Raw genomic sequence first — 23,882 nt, forward strand, 5'->3', positions numbered from 1 at the left:
TTTACGATCAAAAGAATTTTACCTGTATAATAATTTTACCATGGAACAATTTATATGATAATTATGTTTACTGATTGTATTTCTTTTACTCATTTAAAACAGCAGATAAATGGTAGTAGGTTTACTCCAAAAACAAAATTACGGCATCCGGTATTGCTAGTGCATGGTTTTGGATCAAACAGAATTGGGGTGGGTCGTTCATTTATAAACCTTGCCCAACATTTATATGATAATGGTTTTGAAGTATATGCCTTTGACCGGTTGGGTCATGGTGAAAGTGAAGGATGCTTTGAACATATTTCCGTTTATGATGAAATTGAGCAATTACATGCCATGGTAGATTATGTTTTAAGCAAGTATAATAGAAAAGTGCATGTACTGGGCCATTCCTTAGGGGGTATGGAGGCTGCAAAATTGGCCGCACAACGACCGGACGTAATAGCATCTTTGACATTATGGGCACCAGCTGCGGTGTTTGCCCATGAAATTGCGGAGCAGGGGGTCATTCAAGGAAAATCAATTGAAGGAGCAGCGGAAAAGGGTTATTTTGATTTTAAAGGTCAAAAATTAGGTTACAAATTTATTGAAGAGGCCAAGGGGTTTAAACCGTATGAAGGATTGGATAATTATGACCAACCTGTATTTATCCATCAGGGAGAAAAGGATGATGTGGTACCTATGGAATATGCTAAAAAATATGTGGCGTGCTGGAAGGGAAACAGTAAATTATATACGTATAAAAATGCTGACCATGGCTGGAATGTACTTGAAGAAAGGGAGTCTTTAATACACCAAACGGTAACTGACCTGCTTGACCTTCAATACTGATAAGCACCCAAAAATTTATAAAAAAAGCACCCGAAAGGGTGCTTTTACTTTACGCTGAATTTTAGAATCAATCTTCTGAAATCATTATGGATTTTACATTGACAAATTCCTTCATACCAAAACCGCCATGTTCACGACCGTAACCGGAGTCTTTAACCCCACCAAACGGCATAGCTGGCTCCGCTAAACCAAAAGAGTTAACAAAGATCATACCGGTATCAAAGTGTTGTTCTGCCAACTTTATCGCTTTATCAACATCTTTGGAAAAAATACCGCCACCCAATCCAAATCGGCTATCATTTGCAATTCTCATGGCATCCTCGTCATCTTTGGCCTTGATCAAGGAAGCTACGGGGCCAAAAAGCTCTTCGTCGTAAGCAGGTTGACCAGGTGATACTTGGTCCAAGACCGTTGCAGGATAATAATACCCATCACCATCCATTAATTCACCGCCACATAATAATCGTGCTCCTTTTTCTATACTTTTCAATACTTGCTCATGGATGGTTTCACGTAAATCCTTTCTTGCCATAGGGCCCAGTTCCGTATCTTCTGCAGTGGGGTCCCCAATGGTTAAGGCTTTCATTGCTTTAACAAATTCTTCCTTGAACTTATCATATACTTTCTCCGTAGCAATAAATCTTTTGGCAGCAATACAGGTTTCCCCATTATTATAGATTCTACCTTTAACACTCTTTTCCACAGCTGTGGCTATATCGGCATCGTCCAAAATTAAATACGCATCGTTACTACCCAACTCCAATACGGATTTTTTCAAATTTTTACCAGCAAGTTCACCAACCTTTTCACCAGCACCGGAACTTCCCGTTAAGGTTACACCACGTACCAATTCGTGCTCTATTATGGTATTGGATTGGTCATGGTCAATTACCATTACATTAAACAAACCGTCTGGCAATCCTGCCGTATCAAAAATGGATTTTAATAATAATGCAGTACCGGTTACATTGGACGCATGTTTTAGCAAAATACTGTTCCCTGCCATTAAGTTAGCTATGGTATACCTAATTACCTGATAACTTGGATAGTTCCATGGCATGATACCATAAATGATTCCAATTGGGGAATATGTGACAATGCCCTTTCCGCCATTGGAAAGCTCACGTTCCTCTTTTTGAAATACCTTAGGAGCATGAGCTGCGGAGTAATCGCAAATAGCGGTACACAGATCTACCTCTTGTTTACTTTGTTTTAAAAGCTTACCCATTTCTTTGGTCATCAGCTCGGCAAGGTCAGCCTTATAATTCTGTAGTTCCTTACAAATATTTTCAATAACCTTTCCGCGTTCCTCTACACTTTTGGTCCGCCATTGTAAAAATGCTTTATGGGATTGTTGAATGGACTGTTCTACTTCATTATCTGTCATATAGGAATAGGTAGTCAATTCCTTACCCGTGGTTGGATCAATTGTTTTAAATGTTGTTCTTTTTGTTGTCGTAGACATATTCTTTTTCTTTAATGATTTATTGTTGTTCGCTAGGCACTAAATACACATCGTTGATGTTTACTCGCGCAGGTTGCGACAACGCATAATAAATGGCGTCCGCGATATCCTCTGCTTCCAAAGTTTCCATTTGTTGCATTTCCTTCATTTTCTCCTTGATATCGTCATCGGTAATAGTATCGGTTAGATTAGTTGCAACGGCTCCCGGTTCTATTGAAGTTATATTGATTCCATATTTAGGGGCCAATTCTTGCCGTAATCCTTCAGAAAACATTTTTACCGCTACTTTCGTTGCACAGTAGACCGCTCCACCTGGAAAATAGCGATGTGCAGCCATGGATGAGATGTTTATGATATGTCCGCCTTTATTCTTCTTAAGTTCTGGCAGTACCGCTGCAACACCGTTCAAAACGCCCTTCATATTGACATCAACCATTTTATTCCATTCCTCTGTCTTTAATTTTTCAACAAAGGATAGCGGCATTAGTCCCGCATTATTGATCAAAACGTTTACAGTGCCATAAGTGGTTTTAGCTTTTGAAACCACTTTCTCAAAATCTTCCATTTTGGTTACATCACCAGAAACCACCAATGCTTCTCCGCCTTCTTCCTCAATATTGGATTTTAAATCATTTAATTCATCCTCGCTTCTGGCCATCAATACCACTTTGGCTCCGTGAGCAGCCAACTTATGTGCCGTAGCTTTGCCAATTCCACTAGAAGCTCCTGTTACTATTATTACACTATTTTCTATTTTCATTACTCATATTTTTTGATTCCTGAGCAAGATAATAGCACTAAATAAGTATGATTGACTAGTTAACCACTAGCATTGACCTATTTGCAAATAGAGGATAGAATTATTGCTTTTGAGCTAAAAAAAAGGAAGGTTGAAATAAGTAAAAGGGGTTGCAGAAATAGGACAATAGTTTATTGTTAAGTAAACATTATTAAAATTAGATAAGTTTATTCGATTACCTCTCCTTTTTCCGCGGCAACAATTTTTCCCCACTCAGCAATAGATGTCAATACCGGAGCCAAACTCTCTCCAAAAGGAGTTAATTGATATTCCACCTTTAATGGAGGTTTTTTGGTATAAACATGTCGCGTAATCAATCCATCCTCTTCTAACTTCTTAAGCTGTAAACTCAAGGTGCGCTCAGTAATTGTTGAAATTAATTTATAAAGTTCATTATAGCGTTTCTTTCCATTCAACAAATAAATTAGAATAACACTCTTCCATTTACCACCAATTAATTCCATAGCAATACTGGTAGTACATGAAAACATTTTATCATTATACTTAATAAGCCGCTTTTTATGTTCAATTTCCATGACTACTGAATTTATATTTCAAAATTAGCAAACTATAATATAGCATACAACTATACTTTTTATAGTTTATTTAACTTTTTGTAATTTGTTGACAATCAGTTATTTATAAGTTTCCAATTCGTAAATGATAGTACTATCATTTTTGACCGTTATTGCAAGTTCTTAATAGCTATCCTACTTTTGAACTATACTTTTGATAGTATATATTCGATTATTTAATAAAAGGTTACAATCATGAAAATACCAAACATTGCAAAAGAAGACATATTAAATGCTTTTAATTACAGACACGCTACTAAGGAATTTGATGCTAGCAAAACCATTTCTGATGCCGATATGAAATTTATCTTAGAGACGGCACATTTATCGCCTAGTTCATTTGGTTTTGAGCCCTGGCATTTTGTAGTGGTACAAGATAAAGAGTTACGCGAATTATTAAAACTTGTAGCTTGGGGCGCGCCTTTAAAATTAGATACTGCCAGCCACTTTGTTTTAGGTTTGGCAATGAAAGCCCCTATGGTAAAGCACAACGCGCCTTATATTGAACATATGATGAAAGAGGTAAAACAAATGCCTGCCGAAGTTATAGAAATGTACTCTAAATTTTACAGAGAATTTCAGGAGCGCGATTTTAACCTGGATACGGATAAGAAGCTGTTCGACTGGTCTTCTAAGCAAACCTATATAGCATTGGGTAATATGATGACATCAGCGGCATTAACGGGCATAGACTCTTGCCTCATTGAAGGGTTTCATCAAGAAAAAGCAGAGGCTTTATTACAAGAGAAATTTGGAATTGACACCAATAAATACGGACTAGCTTTTATGGCAGCCTTTGGATATAGAAAAGCGGACCCAGAGTTTCCTAAATCTAGAAGAAATTTTGAAGACATTGTAACTTGGAAGTAAAACACAATGAAAACATCATTAACAATACTAGTTATACTTATAGTTAGCGTTATCTCAACGGCACAAACACCAACAACAGATTCGGTAAAATCTGTAAATGAAGTGGTAACCGCAGATAATGTAAAATGGGGTTGGTTAAATCCGTTACGAGGCGATAAGAGTCCCGCTGCAGGAAAACTTTGGGGAGACAGAACCAAAAACGAACCAGAGGGATTTTGGTAAAATTCAAAAAAGGATTTTCATCGCCTCCACACATTCACAACATTACTTATAGCGGTGTAGTAATACAAGGTTTACTACATAATGATGATCAAAAAGCAGAAAAACAATGGTTACCAGCAGGTTCTTATTGGCAACAACCAGCAGGAGAAGCGCATATTACCCCTGCTGACGGTGAAGAAAATATGGCGTTTTTAGACATTCAAGAAGGTCCGTATTTGGTGAAACTTACATCAGAAGCCTTTGATAATGGCGAAAGACCTGTAAATGTTGACAAAACAAACTTGGTCTGGTTAAATGCTAACGACATCCAATGGGTTTCCAAAAAGAATAATGTAGAAACTGCTTTTTTATGGGGAAGTCATCAAAAAAATCAGCTACGTGCCGCACTTTTAAAATTGCCAGCAGGTTTCAAGGGAAGTATCAAAAACTTAACTCCCAATTTTAGGGCTGTAGTTATCTCTGGCAAGGTAACCCACAAATTTTCTAAAAAGGAGGCTAAAAATGTCTTAGAACCAGGTTCTTATTTTGGAGCTGAAGAAAGTGCTGAGCCTTTGTTGGATACAGATACAGAAACGGTTATTTACATCCGCTCTAATGGGGATTTTGAAGTGAAATAAACCATAAGAATTGTTATGAAAAGGAAATATAGGTAAGACAAGTAGGTATTTCCCCTAAAAAAGGGGTTGACATTCTGTACAATTTAAGTATGACAGATTTAGCAAAATCAGGTGAGTATTTTGATAATGACCGTGGTGGATATAACAAAGCTCATGCGGATGCTTATAATGCTTCCAAAATAGAAGAATTAATACAAATTACCGATCGTTTTTTTCCTAACATATAATTTTGGCTTTGCTTTATAATTCTAATGTACCGTAGCTCACAAAATTCAAGTAATTTTGCTTTTTTAAAAAAATATTGGAGAAGTTACTATTTTTAAACGTTCGCTTTATTTTTTTAGATAGCTAATTTCTTATCTAATGGATGATTTAATAACCTTTTCTATTACCGTATTTACTGGTTTTTTTGCCATTACCAACCCTATATCCAATATGACGGTATTCCTGTCGCTAACCCAAGGAGCGGATAACAGGACCAAACAGGATATCAATAAAAGAGCCAATATCATAGCGTTCATAATTGTTTTGGTATTCGTTCTTTTGGGCAAGTTTATTTTTGAACTGTTCAACATTAGTATTCCTGCATTTAAGATAACCGGGGTATTTTAATATTTTATATTGGGTTTGATATGCTTCAATCCAAACAATCCAGTATTAAGAGTATTAAAAATGTGCATATTGATGAGAATATAGCGGTATCCCCGTTGGCTATACCCATTTTGGCCGGTCCGGGAACCATTGTTACTTCAATGAACTTTGTCTCCAACGTAGAACCTATACAGATTATAATTGTGATTGCAATTTTCGGGTTTATGAGCTTACTTACCTATTTTACGTTTAGGCTCAGTAATCTGATCGTACGGCTTGTTGGCTATAATGTTATATCCGTAATAGGTAAGATTATGGGATTGATCATTGCCATCATAGGCACAGGTATGATCATTGAAGGTATTAAACTTTCGTTTGATTTGATTACAAACTAAATATCAGACCATATCCATATATATTCGACCATGAAAAAAGTGCTGGTTTTATTCGCTCATCCAAAGTATGAAAAATCCAGGGCAAACCAAGTTCTAATAAATGCCATTGCAAAAAAAGAGGGGGTTACTTTTCATGATCTATATGAAATATATCCGGATTTCCATATAGATGTAGACGCGGAAAAAAAATTGTTGGAAGCACATGATGTCATTATTTGGCATCACCCTATGTATTGGTACAGTTGTCCTCCTTTATTAAAACAGTGGATAGATATGGTGCTCGAGTTCAACTGGGCATATGGACCCAAGGGTAAGGCTTTACAGGATAAACTATGTTTAAATGCAATAACTACGGGTGGCTCTAAAGAACTGTACTGTTCCCAAGGAAGTAACAGTTATACCATCAATGAATTTTTAAGACCTTTTGAACAAACGGCCAATTTATGCCTCATGAAGTATCTTAAGCCTTTTGCGGTAATGGGCACCTATAAATTGACCAATGAAGAACTAGATGGTTATGGAGCCGCTTATAACGCGCTAATAGATAGTTTACAGCAATTTTAATATATCTGTTCAGGACGGTATAATAGTTAATAGTTTAAATCAAATCAATATGACGGGAAGTATACTTTTTGATGCCATAGTTTTCTTACTTGGTGCCATAATTTGCGTTTCGGTTGCCAAAAAATTAGGGCTTAGTTCCGTACTGGGATATCTTATGGCTGGAGTGTTGATAGGACCATACGTATTGGGGTTCATTGGGGAAGAAGGCGAAGATATTCTTCACTTTGCGGAATTTGGGGTGGTAGTCATGCTTTTTTTGATCGGTCTGGAAATTGAACCTAGGAATTTTTGGAATATGCGTAAGACCATTGCCGGGATGGGCGGCTTGCAGGTGGCTGGTACGCTATTGATTACGTATTTCTTCTTTTATGCCATAGGTTTTGATTGGAAAGTATCTTTGGTGGTGGCCATGGCCGTAGCACTTTCCTCCACAGCAATAGCCATGCAAACCATTAAGGAAAAAGGGCTTATGGAAACAACTTTTGGCACCTCAGCCTTTTCCATATTATTGTTTCAGGATATAATTGTGATATTTATGTTGGGTGCACTTCCCCTGTTATCCAATTCGGAAACTGAGGTAGTTGCCGGCACTCATGAAACATCGGGTAATTTATTGGATAGCCTGCCATTGGGTTATCAAACCTTGGCGATTATTTTATCGGTCGTGTTGATTATTATAGCCGGTAGGTATTTGATCGTTCCCATGTTGCGTAAAGTAGCGCAGACCGGAGTACGAGAATTACTGATTGCCTCTGCACTGCTCATTGTATTCAGTATATCCTTTTTAATGGAATATGTTGGCCTATCGCCAGCATTAGGAGCATTTTTGGGTGGTGTTGTATTGTCCAATAGCGAATATAAGCACGAGTTGGAAAGCACGTTGGAACCTTTTAAGAACCTGTTACTTGGACTGTTCTTTATTGCCGTTGGTGCATCTATAAATTTTGTGGTCATTGCTAAAATCCCGTTCACCATTGGAGGAATACTGATTTCCGTAATCCTTATTAAGGCATTGGTCTTATGGATAACCGCCAGGGTATTTAGTCTAAAGCTGGACCAAAAGTTGCTATTAACCTTTAGTTTGGCACAAATAGGGGAGTTTGCCTTTGTACTTTTGTCCTTTGCCTTTCAATTAAATATCCTTGACCAAGAGCAAATGGATATTATGTTGGTCATTACCGCACTGACCATGACATTGACCCCTATAATCAGTATTATCAATGAACGATTCATATTACCAAAAATTGGTACTAAAGAATCTATTAAACGCCCAATGGACCATATAGCAAAATCTCAAAATGTCATTTTGGTTGGGTTTGGACATTTTGGAAGTACTGTGGGCCGCTTTTTAAGATCTCATGGTATTGAAGCGACCATACTTGACCAAGATTCCAATAGAGTAGATTTTCTTCGTAAAATGGGGTTTGAAGTCTATTATGGGGATGCCACACGTATTGATCTTTTGGAATCTGCCGGTATTGCACAAGCTAAGATTTTAATTTGTGCCATAGACAATCCGGGGGTTACCAAAGAAGTTACCAAGTTAGTCAAGGAAAAATACCCGCATGTTGAATTAATGATACGTGCTAAAAACAGATATGATGCCTATGAACTTTTGAATATGGGTATTGAAAACATTTATAGGGAATCATTGGATACATCACTGGCCCTGGCCAAGGATGTACTTAGTAAATTGGGCTTTAGAAAATATACCTTGAATAGGCAAGTACAAAATTTCATCAAGTATGATGAAAGCAGTTTACGTAGATTGGCATCTGAACCCAAACGAGATGAAAATTATATTTTTAAAGCAAGGAAGGAACTTGAGGAGCAGGAAAAATTACTAAATGCAGATTTTGAAAGAGGCGTAGTGGCCTATGATAACCACTGGGATAGTGAACAGATCAGAAAAGCCTTGGATAAAAGCAATCCAAATTCCACTTCCTAAATTTCCGCTATGTTTCCATTATTATGCAATCCCTTAATTTTTGGTTAATTTGAATTTCTGTTTCTTTGAAATTCTTTAAATTGTAATATATTCTTAAAAATTGTGGTCATTTATCGAATGTTGGCCATTTCATACACTAAATAAAATAGTAGTACCGTTATAATAATACCACTAAAAAAATTAGCATGAAGATTATAGCCAATAGAATTCATTTATTCACCAGTATATTATTGTTGGTTATAACATCTTGTGCCAAAGGAATTGATGTTTTGGATGAGCTACATACCAATAATTCAGTAAAGGAATAGATTATAGAGTTCCTGTTTACCAATTCAATCGCTTATAATTTTACCTTTCTGGCCCTTTCCATAAAATGGTCCTCAAAACGTTGAAGCATCGTATTCATCTGTTCCGCATACAGCACATATTGACATTTAAAAATACTTTGGGATATGGCCAACATAGCGTTGTATTCCGATTTCTGTTTTAGGAACTCTCCATCATCAATACTACAAATTTGTAATTGTGATGTGCTTACCCCGTTCAACAAGAATAGTTTGTGCAAATTGGTAGGCGTTGTGATCAATACATCTATTCCCTCAAATATTTCAGATTTTTGAATATCCACATGTTGTTCCTTATATCCCATGTATACCCTAACATCCGTATATTTTACATATTCTTGAAACGCATCGTGCATTTCAATGACCCGTTCCTTATCCTCAACCAAGACCAACGCCCTGGGCGCATTACCTAACGCGCTACACTTTATTTTTTGTAGGGTAGTGAGAATCAAAGCAGTTGTTTTACCACTACCGTTTGGTGCAATACAGTAGACATTGGCTCCACTTTTTATAACAGGTATACCTTTTTCTTGGAGCGGTGTAGGCCCCTCAACTTTAAGCCGCTCTAATGCTTCTTTAAGATGTGGATGTAATTTTTTAAATGACATAATTCAACAATTACTACTTTTAAATAAAGGAGATTCTGTTTGCAAATATACAGACTACCATGGGAGTACCTAAACTTATGGACTATTAAAGAGCCTTGGAAAAACAACCATACCTTATGCATATAGAATGAGGAAAACCCCTAACATGATTCCGGTTAGCGGCACTAATTTCTTACGCTTATTCTGTTCTTTAAAGATAAAACCTCCTACTACTACAGCTATTAAAATCTGACTGCGCTTTATAGCGGATAATAGCATGATCAACGCATCTGGATCCTGTAACGCCTTAAAATAAAAGTAATCTGCCACTTGTAACAAAATACCCACCAAAGGTATGGACCACCGCCATTTAAACGCTTTTCTCTTTTCGGCATATGGAAACCACATAACAGATAAGATGAGAAGCAAAATAAGTACGGTATAAAAACAGAACCAAAATTGCAATGTCTGTGGATTTAAGGTTAAACTTTGTATTAAAAACTTATCGTATAGTCCGCTGGATGCTCCTAAAAAGGTAGCCCCAATTATGGCAAATATCCACTTGTTCCGCTTAAAATGGATTCCTTCTTTCTTTCCTATTCTGGAGTAAAGTAATACAGAGAATATAATGAGAAAAAAACCTATCCATTGATAAAAATTAGGCTTTTCCTGATAAATGGTAATGGCTCCTATAAAGGTAAAAAATGGTCCGGCCGAACGTATAGGTGTTACAATGGTTATGGGTAAATGTTTTAAAGCTTGGTACGCCAATAGCCATGATGCAGCCATAATCATTGATTTAATCAAGATGTAACCATGGGTCTTCCAAGATATATCGGTAATATATAACTGAATGCCCATCATATAATCCCTATAAAAATGAGAACCAATGTAGAAGGGGAGGAGTAACAAAAATCCTGCGGAAATGGTTCCCAATAACACGGGAAACACCTCATTTCCTTGTACCGCATGCTTCTTGCATAAATTATGCAAGCCTAAAAACAATGCCGCCAAAAGACCTAGGTACATCCACATAACGGCTGCGAAGATATTGGTTTTTTAACAATACCACCTACTAAGAATTATCGTCCGGATTTAGAGAAAGTCCCCAATACAAAAAGGCTTCCTTATCGGAAACCTTTTTGTATCATTTACAGAAAATTACTTAATATGCCATTTTCACGATCTTTTCAACCTTATCCGGGGAGAGGTCTTGATGTTCTCCCAATCCATTCCAACCACGATCGGTAAAACGTTTTGAAATCTCTTCGGCAGTACCTTCATATTTTTCGGTATAATCAGATAATTTTGTGGCTATCCCAAGTTGTTTAAAAAAAGCTTCTGTCTTTTCAATGGCCGCATAAGCTTTATCATCCTGACTGCCTTCCGTAATATTCCATACGCGCTCACCATATTGTGCTAATTTTGCCTTTTTAGCTTCAAAGTTATATTTATAGTGGCTTGGAACTACAATGGCCAATGTACGTGCATGGTCTATACCGAATAATGCCGTTAGTTCATGGCCCATCATATGTACTGCCCAATCCCCAGGAACTCCTTTTTGGATCAACCCATTAAGCGCCATTGTACAACTCCACATAAAATCTGCCGCAGGCTTATAATCCGTTGGATCCTTCAATACTTTTGGTGCAACTTCAATAAGGGTCTGCAAAATACTTTCCGCAAACCTGTCCTGTAAAGTTGCTTCAATAGGGTAGGTCATATATTGCTCCAAGACATGTGTAAAAGCGTCCGTTATACCATTGGCCAATTGCCTCTCCGGTATTGAACGTATTACCTGTGGATCTAATATTGAAAATTCCGGAAACAATCCTGGTCCGCCCATAGTCAATTTTTCCTTGGTTGACGCCCTAGTAATTACTGCTCCTGAATTCATTTCTGAACCTGTAGCCGGTAAAGTCAATACGGTACCAAAAGGCATTCCCTTTTGGGTCCTAATATTCTTTGTCAATATATCCCAAGGCGTATCGCCATCATATACTGCTGCTGCAGAAAGAAATTTGGTTCCATCAATTACGGAACCTCCGCCCACGGCCAATAGATAGGTAATATGTTGTTCCTTGATAATCTTTAGGGCATCCATCAAAACATCATATTCTGGATTTGCGGGAATGCCTCCAAATTCAACCACTTCTACATTGGACAATGCGTTACTTACTTGCTCGTAAATTCCATTTTTTTTAATGCTTCCGCCCCCATATAAAAACAGAACCTTTGCATTTTCTGGAATTTCATTTTCCAACTTTTTTATCGTGTCCTTACCAAAAATAATTTTGGTAGGATTCTTAAATTCAAAATTGTTCATTTCTTTTCTAGTTTATAGCGTTTTTAAATAATTTACTCTATTACAGTTACCAATTCTTTCATTGGTTTTCTCACTTTTTCTAAATTGACCAACCAGTCCTCGCTCTCGTTTCTGTACCCTATGGGCAACAAGACCGTACTACGCAATCCTTTATCTCGCAACCCTAAAATCTTATCTACGGCATCCGGTTCAAAACCTTCTACGGGAGTTGCATCTACCCCTTCAAACGCCGCTGCACTTATAGATTGGGAAAAAGCTATATAGGCCTGCTTTGCAGCATGGTTAAAATTTTCCTCTTCACTTTTTTGAGGGTAGGACTCCAATAGCATTTGACGGTAATTTTCCCAACCTTCATTTTTAAATCCCCTTATATCATTGGTTAGATCAAACATATAGTTTATTCTATCTGCCGTATAGGTATCCCAAGCGGCAAACACCAGTAAGTGCGAACAATCTGTAATAACGGATTGATTCCATGCTACCGCCCTTATCTCTTCCTTGACCTGTTGATTCTTTACTACAAAAATTTCAAAGGGTTGTAATCCGCTGGAAGTGGGGGCCAATCGTGCAGCTTCCAGAATACGCTCAATCTTTTCTTCTGCAACTTTTTCGCCATTCATTGCTTTTGCCGCGTATCTCCAATTTAATTTATCCAATAATTCCATAAACTCCTTTTATTTTTTTTTTGCTAATTGTTTAATATCGTTCGATGTAATAATTACCGCCGCATGACTGGAAGCATTTGCCAAATTGATCATTGCTTGGGCTATCTCTTCTGCCTTGATAATCTTATATTTTTTTAAAGGCCCAACAAATAAAGGCTGTAAGACCTTAAATATCTTGATACCTATTTTTTCCATGGTTCGTTGTTCATCACGGTCCCCATCAATAAGTGAAGGTCTTAATATGGAGGTGTACCTAATTTCCTGTTTTAGCACCCCTTGTTCCATTTCACCTTTTGTTTTGTTGTAAAAGATGCGACTATCCCTATCCGCACCCATTGCGGATATGACCAAAAATTTCTTAATATCATTTTGACTAGAGAGTTGAGCGGCGGTTACAGGAATACCCATATCTATTTTACGATAAAGTTCCTTGTCCGGTGTTTTATTGGTCGTTGTACCAATACAGCAGTAAACCTCATCGGCCGTAAAATGATCTTTGAACTTTTCCAACTGAAGGACATCGCCAATATGCTGCTCTACCTTATTGGAAAGCCCTTCTATCCTAGACCTTGAAAATAATTTTATAGTACCGTAACGGTCGTCCCGTTCTAGTTTTTGCAGTAAAATACCACCGGTTAAACCAGTAGCTCCTAAAATTATGGCTGTTTTATTCATTTTATCGATTGATTTTGATACTGCTCCACGCTGCTTGAAAAGCTTCCTCTAGCTCTTGGGGCCCAATTTTGATAGCTCCTCTATTTTCAACAAGCATTAAGAACGATAACGGATTAATGGAATAAGCGTATAATAGATAATCTGAAATGGGTTTGATGATACCTTCAGCCTTACCACGTGCCCATAGGTCCAATAGAGGTTGCAGGTGCTTAATGCCTTCACGTCTACTGGGTTCATCGATCATGGGAGTATTATCGCACTGTGCCAGGAACATGGCATCGGCGACTTCCTTTAACTTAAAATCTGCAATACGTTTCCAAATAACCTCAAATCCTTCTTCGACGGACATAGTTTCCCTATATGTTTCGAAGGCGTACGCTGTATATCTAGATTTTACCTCAATATAAGTTATGTTCACCAAGTCCTGCTTATTATCAAAATAGAGATAGATCGTAGCCGGAGATACATTGGCCATTTTAGCAATCTTGCTCATTGGAGTAGCATGAAAACCGTCATTGTTTACCAGTTCAATTGTTGCCTCTATAAGTGCATTTCTTTTATCAATACTTTTCTGAAGTGCTGCCATAATTCCTAAACTAGGTTACAAATATATTAAAAATGAACGTTCATTCTTTTTATTAACACAACTTTATATTCAATCATATTCGGTAGGGGGGGTAGAATTTTATATGAAGTTCAATTAAAAAGTGACCATTCATCGAAAAAACAATACTTCCTCATATATTCTAAGGTTCTTCTATAATGGTTTTTAAAATGCTATCGTTAAATTTAATGCATACAATCAAGGTAGTTCCCCCTCCTTTATCGTTTTGATCAAGTGCCATCATCAAATGGGCTTTAACACATTATTGAAAATGTTTAAAATCTTATCCCTAGACGGCGGCGGAAGTTGGGCAATAATTCAACTGTTGACCTTAAAAGACCGCTACGGTAATATCAAAGGACATGATCTTTTACAGAAATTTGATTTGGTTATTGCCAATTCCGGCGGCAGTATAGTCCTTGCCGCTTTAGCCGAAAATTATACGCTAAATGAAGCCATTGCACTTTTCAAGCTAAAAGGGAACAGAACGCTCATTTTTCATAAAAACACATTTGCAGAGCGCTTTTTTCCGGTAGATTATCTACGCTTAATTGGTATAGGATTTGGACCAAAATACAGTTCAAAAAAGAAAAAGGAAGCTTTTGAACACCTATTTCCGAATATTGATAAGATGCAGATGTCGGAATTGCCTTTGGCCATTGGCAAAGCCTCCCTAAAATTGGTAGTTTGCACCTACGACGCATTGAACAACCGTGCAAAATTTTTTAAATCCTATATAGCCGGCGAACACGGCCATGATTCGGTCAGGCTTACCCAAGCCATTAACGGCTCATCTAACGCACCGGTACAATATTTTGATTTTCCTGCCAGGTTTAAGGCGAAGGACAGTGAGATATTTTATGAGTTGTGGGATGGTGCATTGGGTGGATTCAATAATCCGGTATTATCCGGTATCATTGAAGCCTATAAATTGGGAATTGAACTAAAAAATATCAGAGTGGTTTCCCTAGGGACCAGCAATAGCTTAATGTCCCTTCATGACAAAACCAAATTTTGGGATTGGAAACAAACGGCCCAGCAATTCAGGAGAAAAAAACTACATTTTTTAAAACTGGGACATCAATTAAAGTTTTTCCAAGCTACCGTATTCAATCAGGCAAAGACAATTTTATATCAACCGCCCGATACTGCCAATTATATTGCCATGATGTTCTTAAGGGCAACTACTGGGCAAACGCCAAAAGATAACATGATACGTTTATCCCCTTTGATTCATTTTGACCGGCAAACACCAACAGAGGTAATCCCCCTTATTGAAAAACTATATCAATTGGATATGGATGTGACCAAAGATGAGGAAGTACTTACTTTATTGAAATGTTATGAAGCCTGGAAAAACGGACATATATATAATCAACCTATAGAATTTAAGGTTGAACGCAACAACGATTTACGCTGCATAGAAGGGGACAAGAACTATAAGGACGGCATGGAAAGATGGCGCAAATGGGAAAGTGCCTCGTAACCAAATCCATAAAAATTATTTGCTTCATTCTTGTTCACTTGTTACCTAAAAAGCACTGCTTTTAAACTGTAAGGTTCTTATGACCATAGCGACAAAATCTTTCGCTAACTTTTTTAAGGGAATGATTTTCAATTTAAAATATTTCCTAAAAATGGCTTCATAAAAAAAGTCTAAACATATTATTAGAAGCACATAAATGAAAAAAACTACATATTCCATCTTAGATCTTGCATTAGTATCCAAAGACCATACACTGCAGCAGACATTTGACAACAGTCTTAAATTGGCGCAACATGCAGAACGTTATGGGTATTCGCGTTATTGGTTGGCAGAGCATCACAATTCTCCAAATATTGGGAGTAGTGCTACCTCTATTTTAATAGGGTATATTGCCCAGGGGACCAAAACCATACGCGTGGGGTCTGGAGGAATTATGTTGCCTAACCATTCTCCCTTGATCGTTGCGGAACAGTTTGGCACATTGGCTTCGCTTTATCCCAACCGAATAGATTTGGGACTGGGCAGGGCACCGGGAACGGATAGGGAAACCGCAATGGCCATCCGTTCAGATTTTATGCAGGCGGCACAATCCTTTCCAACGGAACTGCAAAAAATTCAGACTTATTTCTCTAAGGAGAATGCAAATGCTAAAATACGTGCTACAGTGGCAGAAGGCACCCATGTCCCTATCTATATTTTAGGTTCCAGTACGGACAGTGCGCATTTAGCGGCCCATAAAGGGCTTCCGTATGCTTTTGCCAGCCATTTTGCAACAACACATTTATGGAATGCCATGGAAATTTATCGTACGGAATTTCAGCCTTCCAAAGAATTAGCGCAACCATACATGATAGCCGGAATAAACGGTATCATTGCTGATACCGATGAAGAGGCGGAACGTCTATATACATCGTTGATACGCATGATCGTTGGTATTTTTACCGGTAAGCGAGATTTTGTGCAACCACCTACTGAAATGACCGATGAGTTAAGGGAAATCGTTCAAAATCCTCAAGTTCACCAAATGCTTAAATACTCCTTTGTGGGCAGTAAAGAGACGGTTAAAAAGCAGGTAAAGGAATTTTTAAAGCAAAGCCAGGTAGATGAGCTTATTGCCGTTACCAATATTTACGACATTAACGCTAAAATACGCTCCTATAAGCTTTTTGCCGAAATCATACAGGAACTTAACAGTGGACAGTAATTGTTTATTTTAGGGAAATTGCACCTAATCAAATATACCGAAATCGTAATAGCAGTCATAAGATTGTCCAGTATGGGAGATTGAAAAATTTTAAGTCATATAAGTTTTTAGAAAACACTATTTTTAAAGAATGTATTAAGGTTTACCTATGCACTTTTAAAAATGTTTCTCTCATTTTTGACGAAGTAAATCTTAGTAATTGAATAATACATCGAATATGGACAAGACACGTAAAGTTTCGCCTCTAGTGGAAAATTCAATTGCAAATTTAAATCCGTTGGAGAAGGATTCCATTATTGAAAGGCAACTGCGTTTTCAAGAGTTATTGATCAGTATCTCTACAACATATATCAATTCAGATTTATCGGATATTGATAAGTTGATTCGCGAGTCGCTACAACAGATAGGGGAGTTTGTTGAATCTGACAGAAGTTATATTTTTTCCTATGATTTGGTCAACAATACCACTTCTAACACCTATGAATGGTGTGCCAAGGATATAGAACCTGAAATTGAAAATCTACAGAACGTTCCCATAGATTTTATTCCGCAATGGGTTGAAGCTCATAAGAACGGTGAGGCATTTTTTGTGGAAGATGTAAGTCAGTTGCCAAAAGATGGAGAATTAGGTCTACGTGCGGTTTTAGAGCCACAGGGAATTAAAAGTCTAATTACCATACCTAAAATTAAAAACAAAGAATTAATAGGTTTTATTGGGTTTGATTCTGTGCGGAAAATCAATAAATACAACGACCTTGAAAAGGAAATACTCTTTGTTTTTGCGAACATGCTAGTCAATGTTATACAACGTAAGGAAAATGAGGAGCGTATTAAGGAACAGGAACAAAAGAAAGAGGAACTATTGCAATACCTATCGCGCCAAAACGAGGAACTGAACGAGTATGCCCACGTTGTATCACACGATTTAAAAGCTCCGCTTATCAACATAAGTACCTTGATCAGTTGGTTTATGGACGATAATCAAGAAGTATTGGATGAAGGTGCCATGGCGCCCTTGCATCAAGTGATGTTCAATGTGGAAAAAATGGATTTTCTAATTAAGGGTATTTTAAATTATTCCACTATAGACCGATTGGAGAGCGATGATAAACATATTGATTTCAACATTATTGTGGACGAAGTTGTTCAGACTTTAATGGTACCAGAACATATAAATATTAAGGTCCAAAAAAATCTACCTCACATTTACGGTAATACTTGGAGGTTTAAACAGATATTTCAAAATCTTATTCAGAACGCTATTGATTATAGCGACAAGCCCCAAGGAAAAATTAATATTGGTATGGATGAAAAGGATAATGAGTTTGAATTTTATGTCAAGGACAATGGGGTAGGTATCAAATCTACATATTATGACCGTATTTTTAAGGTGTTTACAAAATTGGAAAGTACAGGCTCTTCTTCGGGCATTGGACTTTCCATTGTTAAAAAAATTGTTACTTATTACAAGGGTAATATCTGGATAGAGAGCAAGGAAGGGGAGGGTAGTACCTTTTTCTTTACCATTCCTAAATAAAACCAATTAATAGCGGCTAACCTCAAAAGTAAAATTGGTCAAAGTGAGCATTTATTAATTAATGGACGCCCTAAACTCCTTGGGGGAATACCCTACTTTTTGTTTAAACAAGCGACTAAAATGTTGGGGATATTTAAACCCCAATTCATAAGCTATTTCACTTACGGTTTTGTTAGGGTCAAAGACTTTCTCCTTGGCAACCTCAATAAGTTTGCCCTGTATATATTCTTGAGCTGATTTTCCGGTTTCCTTTTTGACCAAATCACCAAAGTAATTGGAAGACAAATGCAGTTGATCCGCAAAATATCCGACGGATGGTAAACCATTTGTTTTTGGTTTATCCGATGAAAAATAACCGCTAAGAAGATTATCGAACTTTTCTAAGGTTCCTTTGTTAACCACCTCTCGTGTAATGAATTGACGGTCATAAAAACGAAGGCAGTAATCTAAAAACAACTCAATATTGGTCACGATCAGTTTCTTACTGTGTTTATCTATCGGTAATTCCAATTCAAACTGGATTTTATCCAATAAACTTAAAATCACTTTCCGTTCTCTAGCCGATAAATGCAAAGCTTCATTGCTAGAATAGGCAAAGAAATTGAACTCTTGTATTTTTTTGGCCAAGTCGGTACCCAATAATAGGTCTGGGTGAAATAGCAATGCATAGCCTTTTGGTACATAATTGGGGTCGTACCCACCAAATTCAATAGTTTGGTTAGGTGCCATGAAAACCAAAGTACCCTCATCATAATCATAAGAATTACCCCCGTACATTATTTTACATCCCACGGCATCCTTTAAAAAAATGGCATAACACCCATAATGAAAACCATCGTAAGCGCTAATGGAGTATCCGTCCTTGTCAACTTTATCAAAATCTACGATACCTACCAACGGGTGCAACACTTCATATTTTCGCAGTTTAAAATAATCTGCAATTGTTTTAATTTCTAAAATATTCTTCATGGCCCTTTATATTTAAAATAAAGATAACGTATTGATTACCATGTAATCAATACGTTATCTAAAATTCAGTAATTAGGGTATAAACATCCGTTATTTGGGTATTACCCTGCCTTCTTTCTTATCCTAAATTTGTATCAAAAGGTAAACTAACTTTCATGAAAAACGTAGCCTCAATTACATTATTTCTACTTTGTTTTACGGTTTGTGCCCAAAATAATAACACTGAGGACAGCAATAAATTTTTAGATGATTTTAGGGGTACGGCAAGTATTACCCACAATGGCGTTTCATTGGTGCCTTCTTTTTCATTAGGTGACCCAGCTTTGTTGTTCGATTTAAAATTTAGGAAGGACAAGTTAAGTTTTGAACCCGATATGCGCTTTTCATTGGATGCAAAACCGTGGACCATGCTTTTTTGGTTTCGATATAAGGCGATAGAAAAAAATAAATTCTCACTTAGAATAGGTGCACATCCTGCTGTCAATTTTAGAACGGTTTCCGTAATTCGTAATGGATCTACCGAGGAACTATTGGAGTCTAGAAGGTACTTGGGTGGGGAAATTGTGCCTAAGTATCAAATTACAAATAAGATTGGGGTAGGCATGTATTATCTATATGGCCGTGGTTTTGATGCGGGAGTCAAACAAACCAATTTCTTGGTATTGAATGCCTCTTTTAATCAAATACAAATTTCAGAGCAGCTTGTAATCAATTTTACGCCCCAAGTATATTATCTTACATCAGACAAATTAACAGGATATTATACATCTGCGTTTTTGACCTTGGCAAAAAAGAATTGTCCTTTTTCGTTAACAGGTGTAGTAAACAAAGGATTAAGAACGCAAATTCTGCCCGATGACGATTTTACATGGAGCGTGTTGTTGAATTATAGTTTTTCATCTAGTAAAAGAAGTATCAAAAAGCTAACTAAAGTTTAATACTAATTAACAACAATAATAAAATGAAAACAAAAATTAAGATTTTCGCCATTCTATTTACTATTATAGGAAGTTTCAATGCTTTAGCACAATCCGGAATCGAGGAAGAAATCAAGTCACTTTCAGCATTGAAATGGCAATGGATGGCCGATAAGGATGTAGATAATCTAGAACAGCTATTTCACGAAAAATCCAAATTTGTACATATGAGCGGTTCTTGGAAAAAGGAAAGGGAACTTGAAATCATAAAAACGGGAAGTATTTGGTACAAAAATGCCGAAGTGCATGACGTGGCCGTAGAAACATTTGGTGACGACACCGCCGTACTCTGGAATCGAATTACACTTACCGCGCATGTTAGGGGAAATGATGTTCAAAACGAATTTACAGTGACGGAATTTTATAAAAAGGAAGGTGACCATTGGAAATTGTTAGACCTTACCTTTAGTAGCGTTAGGGACACCCATCAAATTGAACATTAAATAAAATCACGATGATAAACAAAAAATTGATTTTAGGCGTATTGATCGCTTTTTTAAGCATACCAATGATTATGGCGCAATCCACGGATATTGAACAGCAAATCAAAGAACTCTCCACCCAAAAATGGCAGTGGATGGCAGAAAAAAATGCAGACAAGCTTGCCGAACTTTTTCATGATAAGGCAAAATTTGTCCATATGGGGGGTACTTGGGGAAAAGAACGTGAGGTAGACATTATTAGGAGCGGATTCATCCATTACAAAAAGGCTGACGTCCATGAGGTCATGGTAGAGGTTCTGAATGAAAATACCGCTATACTTTGGAACAGAATTACACTCATTGCGGTTGTAGGTGAGAACGAAGTGACCAATCCCTTTATGGTCACCGAAGTTTATACAAAAGAAAATGGAGCATGGAAATTGGCCGACTTGTCATTTGTAAAACAACTGGTTAGGGAATAAAAGTATACATCACCATGAAATCCATATTTATTTTGAAAAATCATATCCTGCTACTATTGGGCCTATTACTGTTCACTATATCATCTGGTTGTTCGCAAACCAATCCGGTATTGGATATTTTTCCAAAAGGAACGGTGTTACACGGAAATATCAACTATAACAATGATACCTTACAAAAGCATTTGTTGGATATTTACCTGCCTAAGAATACCAAGAAAGAAGTTCCTTTGGTCATTTTTGTACATGGTGGTGGATGGTTGGTCAATGATAAATACGCAGATATAGGCTACATGAAAAGGACAGTGGCAGAAATCCTAGATCAGGGATATGCGCTTGCTTCTATTGATTATCGTTTTTCGACACAGGCCATTTTTCCAGCACAGATTCAAGATTGCAACCGTGCTGTATCCTTTTTAGTGGATAATGCCGATACCTATGGTTTTGATACTGAACGAATGGCCGTTATGGGCTTTTCAGCTGGGGGGCATTTGGCAACGATGATGGGTTTATCAAAGAATAACGACATCCCCAACTTTTTTATGCCAGATACCAATACAATGTTCAAATTCAAAGCTGTGGTCGATTTTTACGGCCCGGCAGAATTGATACTATTTCCAGGGGCCAATGACCCTAAATCTCCGGAAGCCCTATTGATTGGTGCTGCTCCCATTGATCGCCCTGATCTTGCCAGGGAGGCCAGCCCAGTAACGTATGTAGATGAAAAAGATCCTCCATTTTTGATCATACATGGTGAAAAAGATGAGTTGGTTTCGCCAAAACAATCTCAATTATTAAGTGGTTGGTTAAAGGCCAAGCAAGTAGAGAACGAACTTATTATCGTTAAAGATGCCCCTCATTTTGGGGAAATGTTTGATGTGGATGAGATACGCACCAAGGTTATTGCTTTTTTACAAAAGCATTTAGAATAAATATTAAAAAGAAAGCAAAATGAAAAAGAAGCATACCATGTCAGACCAACCTAAAGAAACGAGCAAACAAATCAACAGAAGGGGATTCATATCAAAATCAGCACTTTTTGGAGCAGGTATGGCAGTAACTCCATTGGCCTTTGCCAGTGAAAACCATGCTTCAACCAAAAAATCAATGAATAACCCAACAGTAAGAAACGGTAAACGCATGTTGGGAACCCTAGAGGTTTCGCCTATAGGTTTAGGATGCATGAGTATGAAGAGTGGTAGTTACAATCCTCCTCGCGATAAAAAAGACATGATTCCGGTAATACGCGGTGCTGTAAATTTAGGCGTAACTTTTTTTGATACGGCAGAAGTTTATGGCCCATTTACCGACGAGGAATTGGTAGGTGAGGCTCTCCAACCTATCAGGGACAAAGTGGTCATTGCCAGCAAATTTGGGTTCGAGTTATCGACTGGAAGTCGTGGAGGAAGAAATAGTAGACCTGAAAATATAAGAAACGCTGTTGAAGGCATGCTAAAAAGACTACGCACGGATCGCATCGATTTGTTGTACCTACATCGTCTAGATCCAAATGTACCCATTGAGGATGTAGCAGGTACGGTTAAGGATTTGATCAAAGAAGGTAAAGCACTTCATTTTGGGTTGTCGGAAGTATCACCTTCAACTATTAGAAAGGCCCATGCAGAACAACAGGTTTCCGCACTTCAGAGTGAGTATTCCCTGATACAACGTGCCCTAGAAAACGAGGTCATCGATACGTGTGGGGAACTGGGTATAGGTTTTGTGCCATGGGGCCCTGTGTGTAGAGGTTTTTTGGGTGATAAATTCAATGAATACAGTCGTTTTTCCGAAGACTCCCGTTTTGCTGCGGTTCCTTATTTTACACCAGAAGCTATTAAGGCACATATGGAAGTGTTGAATCTCGTTCGTGAATGGGGTAGAAGAAAAGATGCCACCCCTGCACAAATTTCTTTAGCGTGGTTATTGAGTCAAAAACCATTTATAGTGCCTATACCCGGAACAACAAAATTACATCACGTAAAACAAAACCAAGGAGCGCTTAATATTTCATTTACAGATGCCGAGAAAATTGAGTTTAGAACTGCCTTGGAAAAAATTCCTTTGGTGGGTGTAAGAGCGCCAGAGTCTGCTTTGGTAGACCAATAAAATAGGAGAGAAATTTATGACCAAGCTTTTAATTTTATTAACATTCTTTAGTTCTTGTTTCTCATCTGTAACAATGAAGGAGATACGATTACAGGAATCGGATAAAGTTCTTGTGGTTTATTTATCCCGAACTAACAATACCAAAGCTTTGGCAGAGATTATTCACCAAGAAGTAGGTGGCGATTTAGTTCCCTTAGAGCTTATAAATCCATATCCTGAAAATTATCGGGCTATTGTAAAACAGGTGGCCGAAGAAAATGAAACCGGGTTTTTACCACCGTTAAAGACTAAGGTCGATATAAAAAAGTACGAAACCATATTTATTGGTTTTCCTACTTGGGGTATGCAGCTTCCCCCTTCTTTAAAGAGTTTTTTAACTGAAAATAATCTTGAAGGCAAAACGGTGATTCCGTTCAATTCCAATGCAGGTTATGGTGTTGGCAGTAGTTTCGACACCATTGAATTATTATGCCCGAAGAGTAAAATTTTAGAAGGCTTTTCAATAAAAGGAGGAAAAGAAAGGGACGGTATTTTTTTGGCGATTAAGGGAGAAAAAGAAAAAGAGGCCAAAGTTGCTATCAAATCTTGGCTATCTAAAATTAAGTTAGGTGTGGTTGATTAGCTGAT

Annotated in this window: 25 protein-coding genes and 2 pseudogenes; 17 read left to right on the plus strand and 10 right to left on the minus strand. The window is 37.5% G+C overall.

The annotated features are described in order from the left end of the window. Window positions 1-63: 63 nt before the first annotated feature. Window positions 64-828, plus strand: a complete 765-nt coding sequence (locus tag Q2T41_RS00240; protein WP_304434105.1) for an alpha/beta hydrolase — start codon at window positions 64-66, stop codon at window positions 826-828. A 67-nt stretch (window positions 829-895) separates the two neighbouring features. On the opposite strand, the gene Q2T41_RS00245 is transcribed toward Q2T41_RS00240, so the two are convergent. The 3 genes from Q2T41_RS00245 to Q2T41_RS00255 form a co-directional block, all read right to left on the minus strand. Further along, window positions 896-2,293, minus strand: coding sequence for an NAD-dependent succinate-semialdehyde dehydrogenase (locus Q2T41_RS00245; protein WP_304434106.1), 1,398 nt, complete (start codon window positions 2,291-2,293; stop codon window positions 896-898). A gap of 19 nt (window positions 2,294-2,312) precedes the next feature. Continuing rightward, window positions 2,313-3,053, minus strand: coding sequence for an SDR family oxidoreductase (locus Q2T41_RS00250; protein ID WP_304434108.1), 741 nt, complete (start codon window positions 3,051-3,053; stop codon window positions 2,313-2,315). 206 nt (window positions 3,054-3,259) lie between these two features. Then, on the minus strand, window positions 3,260-3,628 hold the full coding sequence (locus Q2T41_RS00255; RefSeq protein WP_144800549.1) for a winged helix-turn-helix transcriptional regulator: 369 nt from the start codon (window positions 3,626-3,628) through the stop codon (window positions 3,260-3,262). A 234-nt stretch (window positions 3,629-3,862) separates the two neighbouring features. Between Q2T41_RS00255 and Q2T41_RS00260 the strand changes: the two genes are divergently transcribed. From Q2T41_RS00260 to Q2T41_RS00290, 7 genes and pseudogenes are all read left to right on the plus strand, one after another. Next, complete coding sequence (locus tag Q2T41_RS00260) at window positions 3,863-4,537, plus strand: NAD(P)H-dependent oxidoreductase (RefSeq protein ID WP_304434113.1); 675 nt, start codon at window positions 3,863-3,865, stop codon at window positions 4,535-4,537. Between the two features lie 6 nt (window positions 4,538-4,543). Beyond that, window positions 4,544-5,376: pseudogene (locus Q2T41_RS00265) on the plus strand (DUF4437 domain-containing protein). 89 nt (window positions 5,377-5,465) lie between these two features. Further along, entirely contained in the window at window positions 5,466-5,603 is a 138-nt protein-coding gene (locus tag Q2T41_RS00270; RefSeq protein WP_179213163.1) for a hypothetical protein, read from the plus strand. Between the two features lie 136 nt (window positions 5,604-5,739). Next, a pseudogene (locus Q2T41_RS00275) lies at window positions 5,740-6,362 on the plus strand (MarC family protein). Window positions 6,363-6,392: 30 nt separating this feature from the next. After that, entirely contained in the window at window positions 6,393-6,926 is a 534-nt protein-coding gene (locus Q2T41_RS00280) for an NAD(P)H-dependent oxidoreductase (protein WP_367186801.1), read from the plus strand. 49 nt (window positions 6,927-6,975) lie between these two features. Continuing rightward, on the plus strand, window positions 6,976-8,874 hold the full coding sequence (locus Q2T41_RS00285; RefSeq protein ID WP_304434116.1) for a monovalent cation:proton antiporter-2 (CPA2) family protein: 1,899 nt from the start codon (window positions 6,976-6,978) through the stop codon (window positions 8,872-8,874). Window positions 8,875-9,059: 185 nt separating this feature from the next. Then, the gene (locus Q2T41_RS00290; protein WP_304434117.1) at window positions 9,060-9,182 is read left to right on the plus strand and encodes a hypothetical protein; all 123 of its coding nucleotides are present in this window, start codon (window positions 9,060-9,062) and stop codon (window positions 9,180-9,182) included. Window positions 9,183-9,214: 32 nt separating this feature from the next. Here the strand turns inward: Q2T41_RS00290 and Q2T41_RS00295 are convergent, their stop codons facing one another. The 6 genes from Q2T41_RS00295 to Q2T41_RS00320 all read right to left on the minus strand — a co-directional run bounded on the left by Q2T41_RS00295 (window position 9,215) and on the right by Q2T41_RS00320 (window position 14,057). Then, on the minus strand, window positions 9,215-9,826 hold the full coding sequence (locus Q2T41_RS00295) for a DEAD/DEAH box helicase (protein WP_304434119.1): 612 nt from the start codon (window positions 9,824-9,826) through the stop codon (window positions 9,215-9,217). A 114-nt stretch (window positions 9,827-9,940) separates the two neighbouring features. Beyond that, window positions 9,941-10,840: a DMT family transporter gene (locus Q2T41_RS00300; protein WP_089260340.1), complete on the minus strand. Its 900-nt coding sequence runs from the start codon at window positions 10,838-10,840 to the stop codon at window positions 9,941-9,943. Between the two features lie 130 nt (window positions 10,841-10,970). After that, window positions 10,971-12,131 (minus strand): iron-containing alcohol dehydrogenase, encoded by a 1,161-nt coding sequence (locus Q2T41_RS00305; protein ID WP_304434122.1) that lies wholly within the window; start codon window positions 12,129-12,131, stop codon window positions 10,971-10,973. A gap of 32 nt (window positions 12,132-12,163) precedes the next feature. Next, the gene (locus Q2T41_RS00310; protein ID WP_304434124.1) at window positions 12,164-12,796 is read right to left on the minus strand and encodes a nitroreductase family protein; all 633 of its coding nucleotides are present in this window, start codon (window positions 12,794-12,796) and stop codon (window positions 12,164-12,166) included. Between the two features lie 9 nt (window positions 12,797-12,805). Further along, window positions 12,806-13,471 (minus strand): NAD(P)H-binding protein, encoded by a 666-nt coding sequence (locus Q2T41_RS00315; protein WP_304434126.1) that lies wholly within the window; start codon window positions 13,469-13,471, stop codon window positions 12,806-12,808. Between the two features lies 1 nt (window position 13,472). After that, the gene (locus Q2T41_RS00320) at window positions 13,473-14,057 is read right to left on the minus strand and encodes a TetR/AcrR family transcriptional regulator (RefSeq protein WP_304434128.1); all 585 of its coding nucleotides are present in this window, start codon (window positions 14,055-14,057) and stop codon (window positions 13,473-13,475) included. A gap of 289 nt (window positions 14,058-14,346) precedes the next feature. On the opposite strand from Q2T41_RS00320, the gene Q2T41_RS00325 reads away from it, so the two are divergent. The 3 genes from Q2T41_RS00325 (at window position 14,347) to Q2T41_RS00335 (ending at window position 18,302) form a co-directional block, all read left to right on the plus strand. Next, complete coding sequence (locus Q2T41_RS00325; RefSeq protein ID WP_304434130.1) at window positions 14,347-15,561, plus strand: patatin-like phospholipase family protein; 1,215 nt, start codon at window positions 14,347-14,349, stop codon at window positions 15,559-15,561. A 196-nt stretch (window positions 15,562-15,757) separates the two neighbouring features. After that, window positions 15,758-16,765, plus strand: coding sequence for an LLM class flavin-dependent oxidoreductase (locus Q2T41_RS00330; RefSeq protein WP_304434132.1), 1,008 nt, complete (start codon window positions 15,758-15,760; stop codon window positions 16,763-16,765). Window positions 16,766-16,964: 199 nt separating this feature from the next. Beyond that, entirely contained in the window at window positions 16,965-18,302 is a 1,338-nt protein-coding gene (locus tag Q2T41_RS00335) for a sensor histidine kinase (RefSeq protein ID WP_367186802.1), read from the plus strand. 54 nt (window positions 18,303-18,356) lie between these two features. Here Q2T41_RS00335 and Q2T41_RS00340 read toward each other — a convergent pair whose 3' ends face one another. Beyond that, entirely contained in the window at window positions 18,357-19,271 is a 915-nt protein-coding gene (locus Q2T41_RS00340) for a helix-turn-helix domain-containing protein (RefSeq protein WP_304434134.1), read from the minus strand. A gap of 155 nt (window positions 19,272-19,426) precedes the next feature. Between Q2T41_RS00340 and Q2T41_RS00345 the strand changes: the two genes are divergently transcribed. From Q2T41_RS00345 to Q2T41_RS00370, 6 genes are read left to right on the plus strand one after another with little or no spacing between them, the layout of a single operon-like run. Then, window positions 19,427-20,209 carry a hypothetical protein gene (locus Q2T41_RS00345; RefSeq protein ID WP_304434136.1) on the plus strand — a complete coding sequence of 261 codons (783 nt, stop codon included), beginning with the start codon at window positions 19,427-19,429 and terminating at the stop codon, window positions 20,207-20,209. 23 nt (window positions 20,210-20,232) lie between these two features. Next, on the plus strand, window positions 20,233-20,691 hold the full coding sequence (locus Q2T41_RS00350) for a nuclear transport factor 2 family protein (protein ID WP_304434137.1): 459 nt from the start codon (window positions 20,233-20,235) through the stop codon (window positions 20,689-20,691). 11 nt (window positions 20,692-20,702) lie between these two features. Continuing rightward, a complete protein-coding gene (locus tag Q2T41_RS00355; RefSeq protein ID WP_304434139.1) occupies window positions 20,703-21,152 on the plus strand; it encodes a nuclear transport factor 2 family protein in 450 nt (149 codons plus the stop codon). A 32-nt stretch (window positions 21,153-21,184) separates the two neighbouring features. After that, entirely contained in the window at window positions 21,185-22,081 is an 897-nt protein-coding gene (locus Q2T41_RS00360; protein ID WP_304434140.1) for an alpha/beta hydrolase fold domain-containing protein, read from the plus strand. A gap of 19 nt (window positions 22,082-22,100) precedes the next feature. Then, window positions 22,101-23,255, plus strand: a complete 1,155-nt coding sequence (locus Q2T41_RS00365) for an aldo/keto reductase (protein ID WP_304434142.1) — start codon at window positions 22,101-22,103, stop codon at window positions 23,253-23,255. Between the two features lie 16 nt (window positions 23,256-23,271). Beyond that, a complete protein-coding gene (locus tag Q2T41_RS00370; RefSeq protein ID WP_304434144.1) occupies window positions 23,272-23,877 on the plus strand; it encodes a flavodoxin family protein in 606 nt (201 codons plus the stop codon). The last annotated feature ends 5 nt before the right edge of the window (window positions 23,878-23,882 follow it).

This window comes from Maribacter confluentis, assembly GCF_030505015.1.
Taxonomy (GTDB): domain Bacteria; phylum Bacteroidota; class Bacteroidia; order Flavobacteriales; family Flavobacteriaceae; genus Maribacter; species Maribacter sedimenticola.